The following is a 16,621-nucleotide window of genomic DNA, read 5'->3' on the forward strand; positions in this document are numbered from 1 at the left end:
AACCCCCATTCCCTTGCAGGGAAGGGGGGTAGGGGGGTTAGGTTTTTGGAGATTACTGGTTTGATATAATACTTTTCAAACAACCTCTAAGCTTCTATGATTGAAATTAGAATTTCATTTAACTGCATACGACTATAAAGAGTTTATTGTCAACTCCTGAATCTGGCAATAACAAATATTTAACCCCCTTCCAAGTGGAAACCTATAGTTTTTTTAAGCATAATCAACCCCCCAGTAGATTGGACTAAATTACGAACTTAGTTAATCACATAAAAAGTCATCAAATCCCAAAAGAACTTACCTGAAAATAAAAAATACAATAATGCCTATAACTGGAGATACCAATGAAAATTTATTCATGTCTTCATTATTTTCACAAAATCACTATCTTTTTTGGACAAAACAGTATTATGATAAATAATAAATAGCAAGCCACTTATATAAACTGGAGATAAAAGATAAAATTGCCAATAATGCAACAAACAAAAATTTCTATCAGGGGATTACTTCACCTGGGATTATCTTTTTCCCTATTAACAGGACTTTATGCCTGTGGTAAAGAAGGCAATTCTAGGATCAATCTTGAAAATTTAAATATTGGTGTGAATGTAACACAGATTCAAAAAGTTACCAAACAAAATCAGGACACTACAGTTTACATTCAAGGTAAAATAGAAAAGATTGCTCCTTTAATTCAGAAAAAAGCATATCAAGTCAATGACTCAACTGGAAAAATCTGGATTATCACTAATCAAGGCAATTTTCAAGTTGGAGAACAGGTAGTATTGAAGGGTAATGTGCAGTACAAAAGTGTCCCTTTAGCTGGCAAAGAATACGGAGAAATTTATTTAGAGGAAAAATAATTTATGAATAATCAATTAGTTCATGTAGCCGTTACCATTCTCTATCGAGAAAATAAATTCCTGATGCAATTGCGGGATAATATTCCTAATATTATCGCTCCTGGTTGTTGGGCTTTGTTTGGTGGACATATCGAACCTGGAGAAACTCCAGAAATAGCAGTTCAGCGAGAAGTTATGGAAGAAATTGGTTATGAGTTAACTGACTTTACTCAATTTGGAATTTATAGCGATGAAAAAGCTATTCGTTATGTATTTCAAGCACCATTGTTAATAACAGTAAATCAACTTGTTCTTTCTGAAGGTTGGGATCTAGATTTGTTAACAGCAGAAGATATCTACAGAGGTGAATGTTATTCTGTAAAAGCAGGAGAAGTAAGACCTTTAGCAAGTTTACCTCAGAAAATAATGCTGGATTTTATCAAAACCCTATAGTTCGATTACTCGATTTACAAGCCCTTTAAAGTTTTCCAGAAATTTTGCAAAAATTAGACTATTAATAAATTCCATGCAGCCAGTAAACAATCTACCAAATCTACCTAAATGGTTAAATATAGGATTAGCCTTTCCTGTTATTCTTCTGAATGGTTGGCTATTAATTCAATTTATTAACTACTTTCAACCTTTAGTCAGTGTTATCTCTGTCGCTATTCTCTTAGCTTTTGTGCTAGATTATCCGATTAAACTGCTCCAAAAACGTGGAGTACCTCGCATTTTAGCAGTTGTCGTAGTATTACTGTTATCTATTATTATTTTAGGTGCTGTAGGTGTTATTCTCTTACCACTTATTCTGGAACAACTGAATGAGTTAGCTAATCTTCTTCCCTATTGGATTGAATCGGGAACTCAGCAAATAGAAGCTTTGCAAAATTGGGCAGCTACCCAGCAGTTACCAGTAAATTTAAGTGGATTAGCTAGTGAATTTTTAGGAAAAATATCTAGTCAACTACAATCTTTGACTGGAAAAATTCTCGGTTTTGCTTTTGATACTATTGGAAATTTATTTAATTTACTAATAGCCATAGTTCTGACTATTTATCTAGTATTGAATGGTGAAGCTTTATGGGATGGAATTTATCTGTGGTTTCCGTCCCAAATTGCTAAAAAAGTTCGAGAATTACTCCGAGAAGATTTTAATAATTATTTCATTGGTCAAGCTACACTAGGTGCTATTTTAGCCGTGTCTATAACATTGGCATTTGTCCTTTTACGAGTCCCTTTATCACTCCTTTTCGGGATAGGAATTGGTTTATTTTCTTTATTTCCTTTTGGGACTGGTATTGGGGTTGGTATTGTCAGTTTATTAATAGCTTTAAAAGATTTTGGCTTAGGATTAGAAGTTGCGGCTATAGGTGTAGCTATTGACCAAATTAATTCTAATATTATTGCCCCACGCATTTTAGGAAATTTAACCGGCTTAAATCCTGTATGGGTGGTAATTTCTTTATTAATAGGCGCGAAATTAGGCGGTGTATTGGGTGTATTGGTTGCTATTCCTCTCGCTAGTTTTATGAAAGATATGGCTGATAGTTGGCGGAATGGTGAATTTAATAAAACCGCTGTTGATAGTGAGTAATCGTTGGTAGTTTATTTGTTTGAATTGATAAAAATTGCCAGCGACACACCTCCCAACTCTTCAATCAGATTGTTTTCAAATAATATTCCGTAGGTACAGGCGCAAAAATCAAGAAAATGATTACAATATTCAAGGTGAAATCTCATTCTCTTGGTAACTAATCATGGAAAATTTTGTTTTTTACAACCCAGTTAAAATCTTGTTTGGCAAAGGTCAAATCGCCAACATTGCTTCAGAAATCCCCGCAAATGCGAAAATCCTGATTACCTATGGCGGTGGTAGTATTAAAGCCAATGGCGTTTATGATCAAGTAAAATCCGCATTAGCTGGCAGAAATTTATTTGAGTTCGGTGGAATTGAACCCAACCCCCATTTTGAAACTTTGATGAAAGCGGTCGAATTAATCCGCAAAGAAAGCATTGATTTTCTCTTAGCTGTGGGTGGTGGTTCAGTTGCTGACGGGACTAAATTTATCGCTGCTGCTGTTCCTTTTGTGGGCGACCCTTGGGATATTTTAGCAAAAGCCGCACCCGTAACTGCGGCTTTACCAATGGGGGTGGTTTTGACTTTACCCGCAACTGGTTCGGAAATGAACACAAACTCAGTTGTGACTAAGTGGGAAACTCAAGAAAAGTTATTTTTCGCTAGTCCCTTCGTGTTTCCTAAATTTTCAGTTCTTGACCCAGAAACGACTTTCTCCCTACCTCCTCGGCAAATTAGCAATGGTATTGTTGATGCTTTTACTCATGTAATGGAGCAATATTTAACCTATCCAGTCAATGCACCATTACAAGACCGCATGGCCGAATCAATTCTGAAAACCCTGATTTGCGAAGGACCAAAAACCTTAGCAAATCCCACAGATTATGATGCCAGGGCGAATTTAGTTTGGTCGGCAACAATGGCATTAAATGGGTTAATTGCTGCTGGTGTCCCCCAAGATTGGACAACTCACATGATTGGTCATGAGTTGACAGCGTTGCATGGTTTAGATCATGCTCAAACTTTGGCGGTTGTACTACCTAGCACTTTAACAATTCGCCGCGATCGCAAATGGCAAAAACTTCTACAATATGCAGATAGAGTCTGGGAAATTGGCGGTGGTTCAGAAGAAGAACGGGTAAATGCAGCAATTACTAAAACTCGTGATTTCTTTGAATCAGTTGGTGTTCGGACTCACCTATCTGACTATGGTATTGGATTACAAACTATTCCAGCCGTGATCAAAAATTTAGAAAAGCATGGAATGACAGCTTTGGGGGAAAATAAAGATGTTAATCCGCAAGTTGTTGAGCAGATTTTAGCTCTTTGTGCTTAGAAATTCCAGAGATATTCTCGTTTTGCTGGCTTAGATATGAGGAAATAAGTGAAAGTTTTAGTTATCGGTAATGGGGGACGGGAACACGCTCTAGCGTGGAAATTGCTACAATCTGAAAAAATAAACAAGCTTGTTTGCGTACCAGGTAACGGTGGTACAGCAACTTTGCCAGGTTGTGAAAACTTGCCTTTAGCAGTAGATGATTTTGCTGGTATCAGCGAATATGCGATTAATCATGGGATTTCTTTAGTAGTTGTCGGTCCAGAAGTGCCTTTAGCTCAGGGAATTACCGATTATCTGCAAAATCAAGGCTTAATGGTATTTGGTCCAAATAAAGAAGGGGCGCAAATAGAAGCAAGTAAGGCTTGGGCTAAAGCTTTAATGGAGGAAGCCGGAGTTCCTACTGCGAAAGCTGCGGTATTTACGGAAGCAGCCCCGGCAAAAGCTTACATTCAATCTGAGGGTGCGCCCATTGTTATTAAAGCCGATGGTTTAGCTGCTGGAAAGGGGGTTACAGTTGCCGAAACTATTGCCCAGGCTGAAGAAGCAATTGAGGCAATTTTTCAAGGACAATTTGGATCTGCTGGCAGTTCCGTTGTCATTGAAGAATGTTTAGTAGGGCAAGAAGTATCTGTTTTAGCTCTAACCGATGGTTTAACCATTCGCCCATTGTTACCTGCTCAAGATCATAAGCGCGTCGGCGAAGGTGATACAGGAGAAAATACTGGTGGGATGGGTGCTTATGCTCCTGCACCGATAGCGACACCGCAGTTGATGGCACGGGTACAAACAGAGGTGTTAGAAAGAACGATCACAGCTTTACAGGCTAGGGGTATTGACTACCGAGGCATTTTGTATGCGGGGTTAATGATTTCACCAGATGGGGATTTTCGGGTTTTAGAATTTAACTGTCGTTTTGGTGATCCCGAAACACAAGTAATTTTACCGATGCTAGAAACTCCTTTGGAAGATCTAATCTTGGCTTGTATAGAACAGCGGTTAGGAGATATGCCGCCGATTGCTTGGAAACAAGGGGCTGCGGCTACGGTGGTGGCTGCTGCTGGTGGTTATCCGGGAGAGTATGCTAAGGGTAAGGTAATTACTGGCTTTGAGGCAGCCCAGACAGCAGGGGCGACAGTGTTCCATGCGGGGACAAGATTAAATGCAGCCCAGGAAGTTGTTACAGATGGCGGCAGGGTGTTAAATGTGACGGGTTTGGGTGAGGATTTCCAGGAGGCTTTAGCTCAAGCTTATGCAGGTATCGAACATATTCAGTTTGATCAGATGTATTATCGCCGAGATATTGGTTATCGGGTTTTAGGCTGATTTTTGGATAAATAATTTGTTTCGCGCAAAGGCACAAAGGAGCAAAGGCGCAAAGGAAGAAGGAAGAAGGAAGAAGGAAGAAATACATTTATGATGCTGTGGGGACTTGATCACTTTTTGGTGGTCGGTCCAAATTTTGTTCTTCTTGTATCCCAGTCCTCCCCGCAAATTGAGAAAACTTTGTATGCTGATATCTATATGGTTCTTTATAGTTTTTAATTAAAATTAGTGCAAGAAGATTTTCGCTTAATTGTTGATTTGGTTTTGGTGTTTGCTGTTGCTGCTTGCGGTGGACTCTTAGCTGCACTGTTAAAACAACCTGTTTTGCTGGGATATATCATCGGTGGTATGGTTGTTGGTCCCTCTGGACTAAGGCTGATTAAAGAACTTGTCCAGGTGGAAACCTTGGCTCAGTTTGGAGTCGCGTTTTTGTTGTTTGCTTTGGGTGTGGAGTTCTCTTTAACGGAACTCAAAAAAGTTAAGGCGATCGCTCTCGGTGGTGGTACTTTACAAATTATCCTCACTATTCTCATCACTGTTTTGGTCTGTGGTGTCACTGGTGCTTGGGGAACTCTACCGGCTAAAGGTGTATTTTTGGGTTCGATTTTGTCTTTGTCTTCCACTGCTGTGGTTCTCAAATGCCTCATGGAACGCAATGAAACTGAAACACCTCACGGACAGGTAATGCTGGGGATTTTAGTGGTTCAGGATTTGGCTCTGGGGTTCATGTTAGCTGTATTACCAGCCCTTCATCAACCAGGAGAAGCCATTGGGGTGGCTGTGGTGATGGCATTGGTGAAAATTGGTTTATTTGCAGCGGGTGCAGTTGTGGCTGGGATTTGGTTAATTCCCCCTTTACTCAGATTATTAGCCAGCACTGAAAGCAAGGAGTTATTTTTATTAGGTGTCGTCACTATCTGTTTAGGAATTGCTCTGCTCACAGAATATTTAGGACTATCCATTGAAATGGGGGCATTTGTCGCCGGTTTGATGATTTCTGAGGTGGAATATGCTGATGAAACTTTAACGATTGTTGAACCTTTACGGGATATATTTGCTAGTTTATTTTTTGTGGTCATTGGGATGTTAATTGATCCAGTATTTTTGTGGCAAAATCTGGAGTTAATTCTGGGATTAGTGGCTTTAGTTTTTGTGGGTAAGTTTTTAATTATCACCCCTTTAGTCAAGTTATTCCGTTACCCTTTAAAAACAGCTTTAATTGTCGGTTTAGGACTAGCGCAAATTGGGGAATTTTCTTTTGTTTTAGCTAGTGAAGGACAAGCTTTGGGTTTGGTTTCCCGACGCATATATTTACTAATTTTAGGAACTACCGCAGTGACTTTAATGCTGACTCCTTTTGTCTTGCGGTTAGTCCCATTTTTATTCGATTTTGCTGAATCTATGCCTTGGCTGAAACCATATTTGGTAGATGATCAAGCTCATGATTTTTCGGAAGATTTACCACAGAAAAATCATATAGTAGTTTGTGGTTATGGACGGCTTGGTAAAAATTTGGTGAAGCTGTTACAGCAATACCAATTGCCTGTAGTAGTGATTGATCAATCAGAAAGTCGAATTCAGCAATTACGGGATGCCGGAATACCTTATGTTTATGGTAATGCGGTGAGTCTTCATGTCTTAGAAACCGCCGGTGTCAGTCATGCTCAAGGTATGGCGATCACTCTCCCTGATCCTGCCAGTATTCGTTTGTGTTTAAAACGGTCTTTGGAAGTATGTCCAGAATTAGATACAGTTGTCCGTGCTACCCAAGATAAAAATATTGAACTACTTTATCAATTAGGTGCAAAGGAAGTAGTGCAACCAGAATTTGAAGCTAGTTTAGAAATGGCAACTCATCTATTAATTGGGGTGGGTTTATTACCAGAGATGGTACAACAGAAAATGCAACAAATTCGCCAAGATCATTATTTGGATTTACGCCCTGAAAGTTCTGCTGCTGAAGTTTCTAAATATTTACGAAAAGTTACCCGTGATTTAAATCGTCGTTGGTATGATTTACCAGCAGATTCACCTTTAATTGGCATGAGTTTGGAAGAGGTGAATATGCGTTATTTAACTGGGGTGAGTTTAATGGCTATTCGTCGCGCTGATGGGGAAGAAATTGATTATCCTCATAATCAAACTATACTTCTTTTAGGCGATCGCTTGTTAGTGGTAGGATCAGCCGAAGAACTCACTGCTTTAGTGGAGTTTGCTGAAGGTAAAATTAATATTTCTGACGAAATAGAAAAATGAATACTCAAGTGTATTTAGTTATAATGTCAGAAATAATTACAAAAAATATGTGGTAATGTTTTAAACTACCACATATTCATATTCAGCTATAAAGCCGATATTTTTTAATGGGTTACAATCATCATATAATTGGGAAAATTATGTTTAATCCCAAACTATTTAAGTAGTTTGTCAAGTCACCAGGATTTAATCCTAACCCGTTAAAAACAGCCTGTAATGTAGGGGTTAAAAGAATAGGATTTGGTAAAGGGTTTGTAGGGGTAGTTGTAGTCGCACCACCTACTATAATTTCTTGTTGTTTAATAGGTATATCTGTGAATAAAGGTATATCTGTGATTAGTATTTTAGACATTCTAGAAATATCCTTAACGTTGATTAGTCTCGCTAAATTCCACCGTTGATTTAAATAGTAGAAAAACTAATAATAGAAAGTCAATACGATAAGCAACACGGTTTTATCTAAGAGGGTGTTTGAAAAGTTATGGTTGATGTATTAAATATTTTTTACCCCACCCTAACCCTCCCCTTGTAAAGGGGAGGGAACTGGATTTTTATTGTTTCCCCCCTTTACAAGGAAGGGAACACCAAAAAATAAATTACCCAATTTTGTGGGATGGGCATTCTGCCCGTCCTTGATGATTAGCGGGCAAGACTTGTACTGAGCTTGTCGATAGCGCAGCGTGGCGTTAGCCATAGTATGCCCGCACCACAAGAAATTTTTGGGTATTTTTTTAATTGGAAGTCCCTAAGTTTTACTGATAGCGTAGCGAGACTAACTCTCTTTAACCTACCATATTACCTAAAGTTTTCATGTAGGCGATCGCCTGTTTCCAAACCATAATCTGCTCATTATTGCCATCAAAAATACAGATACAATTGTGATCTTGCCAAAATATTCGACCTGTAATCAAATCACCAGTAATTAATCTAAATTCGACCATTAATTTTTCTTTAATACACTTCTGGACTTGACGAGTGCTAGGTAGGGAAGTATCAAATTGATTAGTTGCCATATATTATACTGGTGATTGGTAATTGGTGATTGGTAATTGGTGATTGGTGATTGACAACTGACAACTGTACGGGCGAAGCATTTGGAAGATAAATTATCGGTCATTGCCAAAAATAGTTCTCCAAATGCTTCGCCCCTACTGACAACTGACCACTGACAACTGACAAATTTTTTAATAGTATGAATGAATCTTTAATAATTCATTTAGAGCAAAATGGCAATCGAATTTACTAAGTATCACGGACTCGGTAATGATTTTATCCTCATTGATAACCGTTCCTCATTGACACCAGTATTGACACCAGAGAAAGCGGTACAGTGGTGCGATCGCCATTTTGGTATCGGAGCAGATGGTGTTATTTTCGCACTTCCTGGACAAAATGGCACTGATTACACCATGCGGATTTTTAACTCCGATGGTTCAGAACCAGAAATGTGTGGCAATGGAATTCGCTGTTTAGCGGTATTTTTGACGGAATTAGAAGGCATTTCTCGCACCAAGGATAAATATCATATTCATACCTTAGCAGGTGTGATTTCACCCCAACTCACAGATGAGGGTCAAGTTAAAGTAGACATGGGTGAACCCCGATTATTAGCAGGGGAAATTCCCACAATTTTATCACCTACAGAGTTTCAAGTCATTAATCAACCCTTAGAACTAGCCGACAAAACTTGGGATGTTACCTGTGTCAGCATGGGAAATCCCCACTGCATCACCTTTGTCGAAGATGTTGCGGCTATTGACTTAGAAAGCATTGGACCTAAATTTGAAAATCATCCCGTGTTTCCTAAAAAAACCAATACCGAATTTATTGAAATAGTCAATCGTAACTACTTGAAAATGCGAGTTTGGGAACGAGGCGCTGGAATTACTCTAGCTTGTGGAACGGGTGCTTGTGCGTCCTTGGTAGCGGGAGTATTGAATGATTTATGCGATCGCATTGCTACTATTGAATTACCCGGTGGACCCCTAGAAATCGAATGGTCAGAACTTGATAACCGGATTTACATGACAGGCCCCGCAGAACGAGTATTTACAGGCAAATATTAAATTCAGCCTGTTTTGAGTTCTAAGTTATAAGAAAATAGGCTGAAAACCCCGGAATTGACACCTAAAAATCCAAAAAGTTTTCAGGTGTCAATGTCTTTTAAATACCTTATTTTGGTTAAATACTGATAGAAAATCAAGATTAATGATGTCAGTGATCATTTGACCAAATATTAGCCAGTATCTGTTAAGATTGATGAAGAATTAATAATTTTTAAGGACAATACTTGGAGAGTCTAATGTTTATTAGTGAATTATCGCCCCTATTTCAAGAACTTGCCCAACATCCAGTTTCATTTTTAGGTGGGTTTGTTTCCGGTGTTCTCCGACTCAATCTCAATGAAGATCCCGTCAAAAGTTGGCTAAATAAAAAATGTTGTGGAAATAGTTCCAGCAACCTCAGTACAGAGGCAGAAAATGGCAAAGCCAATGGACCGCAACAAATTACAATTGACTAAATAACGCAAGTTGTTAGTTATCTAAAATTTAAGCTGGTAATAGGTAATTTGTCAAATTTTTACCTATTCCCTATCCAATAGGTTAACTAAAATTTACCAAAAAATCTAAATTTAATGAGGATTCATGATAGAATAGGAACAGACTCAAAAATATCTGTTAATTCCAGTAGTTATAAAGAAATAATTAAGCGTCTTATTATCTATCACGGTGATCATTCTAGAGTTAGAGCAAAGGATCACAATAGAATGAAAGTGATTCAGAGAAATTTGTCAGGTTAGTTCATCCCAAAGGTTAGTATTCAGGCAATCACGAGCTATATTCTGTAGTGAAACTGCACGATCAACAGCAAGGTTCGCTATTGTGCAAGTTAATATTGCAGTCTGTGGGTGCAACTGGACAAAGTAACCAAAAACTTGTTGAGCAAGGATATTGCCAGAGGCTGGTTTTGATGATAGGGTAGGTTGAGATTCCGTTTTTGAGAAAAAACCCCCAGTGGAAGTTAGCCAGCTAGGGGAGTTTAGTTATCAGGGTGCATCTACCAATTAAATGTTCTCAAGTGCATAACGATCCTCCGGATAAATTTATTTTTAACAAATTTGTTTTGAGTTCGGGATTCAAGTACCCAGATGTTTTTGACACCGGGGAGAAAAGAAAAAACCCCCAGTGGAAGTTAGCCAGCTAGGGGAGTTTAGTTATCAGGGTGCATCTACTTGTTAATTGTTCTAGAGTTCTATGTAATGCTCCGGAAAAAATGGCTGGGTAGCAATAATTATTTTGTGCTAACCACAGACAAAAAAAACCCTCAGTGGTGTTAGCCAGCTAAGGGAAGTTAGTTATCAGGGTGCATAAAAAAACCCTCAGTGGTGTTAGCCAGCTAAGGGAAGTTAGTTATCAGGGTGCATCTACTTGTTAATTGTTCATTGTTTTTAACTTATGCTCCGGAAAAAATTACCCAAAGATTGCAGCTTGTCACATACCGAAAAAATTCCTGTAGCTGGTAGTTGGGTAGGGGAGTTAGTTGTTAGGATTTTATCTACTTAATCTACTTAATAGTTTATCTATAAATGCTTATAAACGCTCTTGTTTGTCAAGAGCGTTTTTTATTTGCCAAATTGACACTCTCAGGGAGCCAAGCCGCTGAGATTCTTAAGAGATTTTCACTCGTAAAGGCTGTGCCAAACAGCCACTATACACTCCGCTTAAAGCATTGTGCTTACTTTTTCACAAGAATGCGATTATCCTAGCGAAAAATATGGAGGCTGTCAAGATACACCAAAAACCACAGCGGTTAAAACCGTGGTCAGTGAGCAGTTCGACAAGCTCACTGTAACACTTGTCGAACTGCCCGTGTCGTTTCCCTCTCAGGTCTAAAGACACGCTCGTTTCCCACTTACCGCGAGGTCTTATGAAAAAAGAAAACCCCCAGTGAGTTTTAGCCAAACTAGGGGAATTGAAGATCAAGGTGCATCTACCAATAAACAGTTCTCGACGGGGATCAATCAATCCGGATAAAGTGCTTGCAGCCAACAGACACAAAACCCTTGTGAAAAAGTAGATTAAGATCAATAGGAAGGCATATTTGAAACTTTAGAATGGCAAAAAACATCTAGAGTATTGGCAGGATTAGCCACTTGTGGCATGATTCTCAAAAACAATACTGCTAATTGTTCTATATTTTCTAGTGTCGGGTGAACAGGATCATGTCTACCGATGCCAGAACAGTTAATGTTTAAGGCATATAATCACAATGGGTGGAGATTTAAATGTGGCTGATAACTTGTTGAATGTATGAAGGGAATTTGTCCGATTGGCTGATCCGAAAATTACAACCGTGGACAAGAAGTAGTCTTCTACCTTGGTGGAAGCGGGAAATAAACAGCAATATATGGTTTACGCCAAACTGTGCTATCAGCATTGTATAGGTTTTATGGAGCAGAAATTGTGACCCAGGAATTTCACATTTCCGCAACGCAGGTGGGGCAAAATGACTATCTGGTGCGAACGGAACAAGTTGCACCTGGGGTACCGGTGGCAGAAGAACTGGTGCATTGGCCTGTGGCTGAGTGGTTGGCGGCCGCAGGCGATTTGATGGATGATCCTTTGCAGTTAATGTTGCAGGGGAGTATGGTAGCCAGAAACTCTGTTAACTTGGTGTCCTTGGGTCAGGAGTTATATAATGCGCTATTTCAAGGAACACTCAGGGATAGTTGGATTACTGCCCAAGGTATAGCCCAAAATCACCAACAGGTGCTGCGGCTAAGATTGGGATTGAAGGATACGAGATTGGCGCGGTTACCGTGGGAAGTGATGCACGCAGGCGATCGCCCATTGTCTACGGGTCCTTATATCACCTTTGCCCGTTACCAAAGTGGCATCGCCCCAGGCTCACGGTTACTGACTCATAACCTGCCCACGTTGCCGGAAGTACGGGGGATAAGAGTGCTAATGGTGATTTCTTCACCTACTGATTTAGCGCGGCTGGATTTGCTCAAACAAGAAGCTATTAATCTCAAGGCAGAATTGCACCGCCAAGCATTAAGAGTGGCTGATGGTAATCATCATCTTCCAGAAATTGAATTGACCGTTCTTGACGGGCCGGGGAGGGAAGAACTCACCCAAGCTTTAGAACAGGGACATTACCATATTCTCCACTATTCTGGTCATAGCAACTTGGGGGGCAATGGTGGGCAAATTTATTTAGTGAGTAAAAAAACTGGCTTAACAGAAACTCTCAGCGGAGATGATTTAGCTGGGCTACTGGTTAATAATAATATTCAAATGGCAGTGTTTAACTCCTGTTTGGGGGCATATCGGGCTAGGTCAGAGACGGAGTCAGACTCAGCAGAACGGAATTTAACTGAAAGCTTGGTAAAACGGGGAATTAGAAGTATTTTGGCGATGTCAGAACGCATACCTGATGAGGTAGCACTGACGCTGACACAATTGTTTTACCGCAATTTGAGTCAGGGCTATGCTGTAGATTTATGTGTAAGTCGGGTTCGTCAAGGCTTAATTTCTGCCTATGGTTCTCAGCAGATGTACTGGGCTTTACCAATTTTGTATCTCCAGCGAGAATTTGATGGCTGTTTGACACCAGAAGTTATGGCTACGCCACGGGGGCTATCGGAGTTACTGAACCAATATCAGCCCATCAAGCAGACAAATAGTTATAATTATGCTGATATGGGAACTAACCCAGAAATTCCTTTAGCTATTGATGATATTCTCAATCCTAATTTTGGAGAGGAGACGACGGAGGTAGACTGGCTAGGGGAGAATACTTGGGGTGATCTGGGCGATGAAATTGAGTATGATGATCCCACTTATAATGAGGATTTGGCAATAGTTTCTGATTTGTTTCGTCAGCTTGGCAATCCGGTTGCTAAAACAGAAGAACCAAGTATGAAGACGGAATTAATCGCGGAGAATCATCATTATTTGTCGGAAATGCAGGTTGCCCAACCGAAACAAAATTTAGATTGGGAAAATGTCCCCACTCAGATTACCCCAACTCCCTTGAATCTTGAGAAGCGTGAGGTAAATCCTCAGTTATCACCGTCACCTGTCCCTCCAAAGGGTAATCGTTTTCACCGAACAAAATCACCATTGTTAGTGTATGGTTTGGTGGGAGCAAGTGCAATTACTGTCATTGTTGGTATTGGTTGGTGGTGGCATCAACGACAAGTGCGGAAGTCTGCTGATGTGCCGCCGATTCCTGGACAAAATCTCACAAGTAATCAGTATCCACGGATTAATTTAGCTAATTCAGCTACGGGAATTGTCACGGCGACGGCGACGGCTCAGTTGAGTCAAGGTCATTTAACGGCTGGGTTAGATGCTATTAATGAATTACTGAATCGTGGTGCTTTGACGGCTGCGGAAACAGCTTTAAATTTGATTCCTACTCGGGATGCTGAAAATCCAGCTGTGAATTTTTTCCGGGGGCGTTTAGCTTGGCAGTCAGTCCAAACTAAAAATAATAAATATAGTATTGATGATGCTCGTCGTTATTGGGCTAGGGCTGTAGAAAAGCAGCCAGATTCTCTTTTGTATAATAATTCTTTAGGATGTGCCTATTATGCGGAGAATAATCTCAATTATGCTAATGATGCTTGGTTCAAATCCCTGAGTTTGGCATTAAAGCCCCAACGGAATAAAAGTTCTGATCCAATGAAATATCCCCAAATAGCTGGAGAACCGGAGGCTTTGACGGCTTATGCTGGGTTGGCTTTGGGTTTATATAAATCTGCTAACAGTCAACCCGCTGATAAACGCCAGCAATATTTACGGGAAGCGATTAAACTTAGGCAAATGGTGATTCAAAATGCGCCCGCAGACTTTACTATTGAGAGGTTATCACAAAATTGGCTGTGGACAGAACAGGCGATCGCTGATTGGAGAGCGCTTTTGCAAGAAAATAGTCCATAATTGTGGACAATGATCAAAAAACCTTGTAATCCCATACATCAGGCTAAAATTAAATAACTATGACTATATTTATAGCCTGAGACAACGAATCTGCTTAGATATATAAACGACGTTATTAGAAGTCAGGAATCAAAAAAATGAAAAAAGTAGAAGCCATTATCCGTCCATTTAAACTAGATGAAGTGAAAATTGCCCTAGTTAATGCGGGTATTGTTGGGATGACAGTTTCTGAAGTTCGGGGTTTTGGACGGCAAAAAGGGCAAACTGAACGCTATCGGGGTTCGGAATACACGGTAGAGTTTCTCCAAAAACTGAAAGTGGAAATCGTTGTTGAAGATGCCCAAGTTGATATGGTTGTAGATAAGATTATCTCCGCAGCCCGGACTGGTGAAATCGGTGATGGTAAAATTTTCATCTCCTCTGTTGAACAAATTGTCCGCATTCGGACAGGAGAAAAAAATACGGAAGCCGTATAAGTATTAAGTATTGGGTGTTGAATATCCAAAAAATTGGCGTTGCTGAGTCTGTAAATGTGAAAACAGAAAATCAGCAGCGCCTTTTATACACCCTCTAAGGGTCTTCCAATTAAATTTTGCCAAAGGTCAGGCATAATACTGTTTATGTCTGCACTTTTTGGGCTAAATGTAACTAGTTGAAAAGGGTATTAAGGGTATTAAGGGTATTTTCGCAAAAAATTAGATTGTGGTAGCGAATTATATATCAGTGAAGGACAAACTGTACAAAAAGGACAAGCGATCGCTGCTGTCGGTTCTACAGGCTTCTCCACAGGGTCTCATCTCCATTTTAAAGTCCGCCGCGATGGTACACCTGTTGACCCAGCAAATTACTTATAATTAAATGCTGTTTAAATTCAAAAAGTATGTTATACTATCAAATGTATAAGGGCGCGTGGCTCAGTGGATAGAGCAACAGGTTCCGGTCCTGTAGGTCGGGGGTTCGAATCCCTCCGCGCTCATTTTTATGTCACTTGTCAGATTATTTGACCGCGTTGACAAATTGGTGTCCGTCTTGCCTGTAATTAGTGATACGGAAGACGCAGTATTTATTACTCCAGGTCTAATTTGGTGGGACTGGCTGCTTTGGTATATTGGCTGTCTACGGGGATAAGTTTTGATATTGCTTGTGAAACTCACAAAACACCTAAGGAACAAGAACCGGAGTTGTTTATTTCTGGTCAGGGGAAGCGGTATATGTTGTTGTTATCACAGGATGATTCGCTTTCTTTGGTAGAATTTGACAGGAAAAGAGCGATGTCTGGTGACAAGCCATGATATCCAAGAACAACTTACTGAGTTTATAATTCTAGGATAAACAATTAAAAAGAATGTCACTAGCTCAACAAACTAAATCAGGTCGTTATTATGTTGGTAAATCTGAAACCCTTTTAAAACAACCTGATTTTCTTGAATTACAAGGACAAATACAATTAATTTTCACATCTCCACCTTTTCCCCTAAATAGTAAAAAAAGTTATGGTAATATGCTTGGTGATGAATATCTTAAGTGGTTTACAAGTTTAGCCCCTCTTTTTTCAGAGATGTTAACCGAAGATGGCTCTATAGTCATTGAACTGGGTAATAGTTGGGAGTCTCAGAGACCTGTTCAATCTTTATTGCCCTTACAATCTTTATTAAATTTTGTATCTCATCCAGAGGCTAATTTGCGTCTTATTCAGGAATTTGTTTGTTATAATCCTTCTCGTTTACCATCTCCTGCTAATTGGGTAACAGTTAACCGTATTAGAACGGTTGACAGCTATACTCGTTTATGGTGGATTGCTAAAACGGATTTTCCTAAAGCAGATAATTCCAAAGTATTGCGTCCATATAGCGATCGCATGAAGTATCTCTTGAAAACCGGTAATTATAATTCAGGGAAAAGACCCTCTGAACATAAAATTGGAGAAACTAGCTTTTTAAAGGATTGTGGAGGTTCTATTGCTCATAATTTGCTAGAATTAGAGGATATGGACTCTAATAGAAAGGTTCGTTTACCTAATGCTTTTTCCTATTCAAATAGTAGTTCTAATGATTTTTTTGCAAAAACTTGTAAGCAAAGAAAAATTACGCCTCATCCGGCACGAATGCCAATGGGATTACCAGCTTTTTTCATCGAATTTTTAACTGATCCGGGTGATTGGGTTTTAGATCCTTTTGCTGGTAGTAATACCACTGGATATGCTGCTGCTAGGCTAGACCGTCAATGGTTAGCGATAGATGCAGAAGAAAAATATGCAGATCAGTCAAAAATTCGTTTTGAAGATCCTGCCTTAACAACACAAACAATATCTGAATGAAATTATAGGGATTATTCA

The 16,621-nt window shown here is 39.5% G+C and carries 14 protein-coding genes, 1 tRNA gene and 1 pseudogene; 14 read left to right on the forward strand and 2 right to left on the reverse strand.

What is annotated here, in order from left to right; translation table 11 throughout:
• Positions 1-473: 473 nt before the first annotated feature.
• The 6 genes from AN490_RS18820 to AN490_RS18845 all read left to right on the forward strand — a co-directional run bounded on the left by AN490_RS18820 (position 474) and on the right by AN490_RS18845 (position 7,336).
• Complete coding sequence (locus tag AN490_RS18820; protein ID WP_300006446.1) at positions 474-863, forward strand: hypothetical protein; 390 nt, start codon at positions 474-476, stop codon at positions 861-863.
• A 3-nt stretch (positions 864-866) separates the two neighbouring features.
• Positions 867-1,295 carry an NUDIX hydrolase gene (locus tag AN490_RS18825; protein ID WP_168695873.1) on the forward strand — a complete coding sequence of 143 codons (429 nt, stop codon included), beginning with the start codon at positions 867-869 and terminating at the stop codon, positions 1,293-1,295.
• A 73-nt stretch (positions 1,296-1,368) separates the two neighbouring features.
• Entirely contained in the window at positions 1,369-2,436 is a 1,068-nt protein-coding gene (locus AN490_RS18830) for an AI-2E family transporter (protein ID WP_300006447.1), read from the forward strand.
• 163 nt (positions 2,437-2,599) lie between these two features.
• A complete protein-coding gene (locus tag AN490_RS18835) occupies positions 2,600-3,754 on the forward strand; it encodes an iron-containing alcohol dehydrogenase (RefSeq protein WP_300006448.1) in 1,155 nt (384 codons plus the stop codon).
• A 48-nt stretch (positions 3,755-3,802) separates the two neighbouring features.
• The gene (gene purD / locus AN490_RS18840; RefSeq protein ID WP_300006449.1) at positions 3,803-5,080 is read left to right on the forward strand and encodes a phosphoribosylamine--glycine ligase; all 1,278 of its coding nucleotides are present in this window, start codon (positions 3,803-3,805) and stop codon (positions 5,078-5,080) included.
• Between the two features lie 228 nt (positions 5,081-5,308).
• Positions 5,309-7,336: a cation:proton antiporter gene (locus AN490_RS18845; protein ID WP_300006450.1), complete on the forward strand. Its 2,028-nt coding sequence runs from the start codon at positions 5,309-5,311 to the stop codon at positions 7,334-7,336.
• A gap of 121 nt (positions 7,337-7,457) precedes the next feature.
• Here AN490_RS18845 and AN490_RS18850 read toward each other — a convergent pair whose 3' ends face one another.
• Complete coding sequence (locus AN490_RS18850; RefSeq protein ID WP_300006451.1) at positions 7,458-7,688, reverse strand: hypothetical protein; 231 nt, start codon at positions 7,686-7,688, stop codon at positions 7,458-7,460.
• Positions 7,689-8,118: 430 nt separating this feature from the next.
• Positions 8,119-8,349 (reverse strand): RNA chaperone Hfq, encoded by a 231-nt coding sequence (locus AN490_RS18855; protein ID WP_300006452.1) that lies wholly within the window; start codon positions 8,347-8,349, stop codon positions 8,119-8,121.
• A gap of 213 nt (positions 8,350-8,562) precedes the next feature.
• Here AN490_RS18855 and dapF point away from each other — a divergent pair, with 213 nt between their 5' ends.
• The 8 genes and pseudogenes from dapF (at position 8,563) to AN490_RS18895 (ending at position 16,603) form a co-directional block, all read left to right on the forward strand.
• Positions 8,563-9,402, forward strand: a complete 840-nt coding sequence (dapF, locus tag AN490_RS18860; RefSeq protein ID WP_271822302.1) for a diaminopimelate epimerase — start codon at positions 8,563-8,565, stop codon at positions 9,400-9,402.
• Between the two features lie 236 nt (positions 9,403-9,638).
• Entirely contained in the window at positions 9,639-9,857 is a 219-nt protein-coding gene (locus AN490_RS18865) for a hypothetical protein (protein WP_015079582.1), read from the forward strand.
• A gap of 1,942 nt (positions 9,858-11,799) precedes the next feature.
• Positions 11,800-14,286, forward strand: a complete 2,487-nt coding sequence (gene hetF / locus AN490_RS18870) for a cell division protein HetF (protein ID WP_300006453.1) — start codon at positions 11,800-11,802, stop codon at positions 14,284-14,286.
• 137 nt (positions 14,287-14,423) lie between these two features.
• Positions 14,424-14,762: a P-II family nitrogen regulator gene (locus AN490_RS18875; protein ID WP_015079584.1), complete on the forward strand. Its 339-nt coding sequence runs from the start codon at positions 14,424-14,426 to the stop codon at positions 14,760-14,762.
• Positions 14,763-14,993: 231 nt separating this feature from the next.
• Positions 14,994-15,140 (forward strand): annotated as a pseudogene (locus AN490_RS18880) (M23 family metallopeptidase); the annotation flags it as partial.
• A gap of 49 nt (positions 15,141-15,189) precedes the next feature.
• Positions 15,190-15,262, forward strand: a tRNA-Arg gene (locus AN490_RS18885).
• Positions 15,263-15,368: 106 nt separating this feature from the next.
• The gene (locus AN490_RS18890) at positions 15,369-15,578 is read left to right on the forward strand and encodes a hypothetical protein (RefSeq protein ID WP_300006454.1); all 210 of its coding nucleotides are present in this window, start codon (positions 15,369-15,371) and stop codon (positions 15,576-15,578) included.
• Between the two features lie 53 nt (positions 15,579-15,631).
• Entirely contained in the window at positions 15,632-16,603 is a 972-nt protein-coding gene (locus AN490_RS18895) for a site-specific DNA-methyltransferase (protein ID WP_300006455.1), read from the forward strand.
• Positions 16,604-16,621: the final 18 nt, after the last annotated feature.

The sequence above is a fragment of the Anabaena sp. AL09 genome (assembly GCF_001672255.1).
GTDB classification, from domain to species: domain Bacteria; phylum Cyanobacteriota; class Cyanobacteriia; order Cyanobacteriales; family Nostocaceae; genus Dolichospermum; species Dolichospermum lemmermannii.

Coding starts and splice junctions, on each gene's coding strand:
- AN490_RS18820 (WP_300006446.1), top strand. CDS start 474: ATGCAACAAACAAAAATTTCTATCAGGGGATTACTTCACCTGGGATTA.
- AN490_RS18825 (WP_168695873.1), top strand. CDS start 867: ATGAATAATCAATTAGTTCATGTAGCCGTTACCATTCTCTATCGAGAA.
- AN490_RS18830 (WP_300006447.1), top strand. CDS start 1,369: ATGCAGCCAGTAAACAATCTACCAAATCTACCTAAATGGTTAAATATA.
- AN490_RS18835 (WP_300006448.1), top strand. CDS start 2,600: ATGGAAAATTTTGTTTTTTACAACCCAGTTAAAATCTTGTTTGGCAAA.
- AN490_RS18850 (WP_300006451.1), bottom strand. CDS start 7,688: ATGTCTAAAATACTAATCACAGATATACCTTTATTCACAGATATACCT.
- AN490_RS18855 (WP_300006452.1), bottom strand. CDS start 8,349: ATGGCAACTAATCAATTTGATACTTCCCTACCTAGCACTCGTCAAGTC.
- dapF (WP_271822302.1), top strand. CDS start 8,563: ATGGCAATCGAATTTACTAAGTATCACGGACTCGGTAATGATTTTATC.
- AN490_RS18865 (WP_015079582.1), top strand. CDS start 9,639: ATGTTTATTAGTGAATTATCGCCCCTATTTCAAGAACTTGCCCAACAT.
- AN490_RS18875 (WP_015079584.1), top strand. CDS start 14,424: ATGAAAAAAGTAGAAGCCATTATCCGTCCATTTAAACTAGATGAAGTG.
- AN490_RS18895 (WP_300006455.1), top strand. CDS start 15,632: ATGTCACTAGCTCAACAAACTAAATCAGGTCGTTATTATGTTGGTAAA.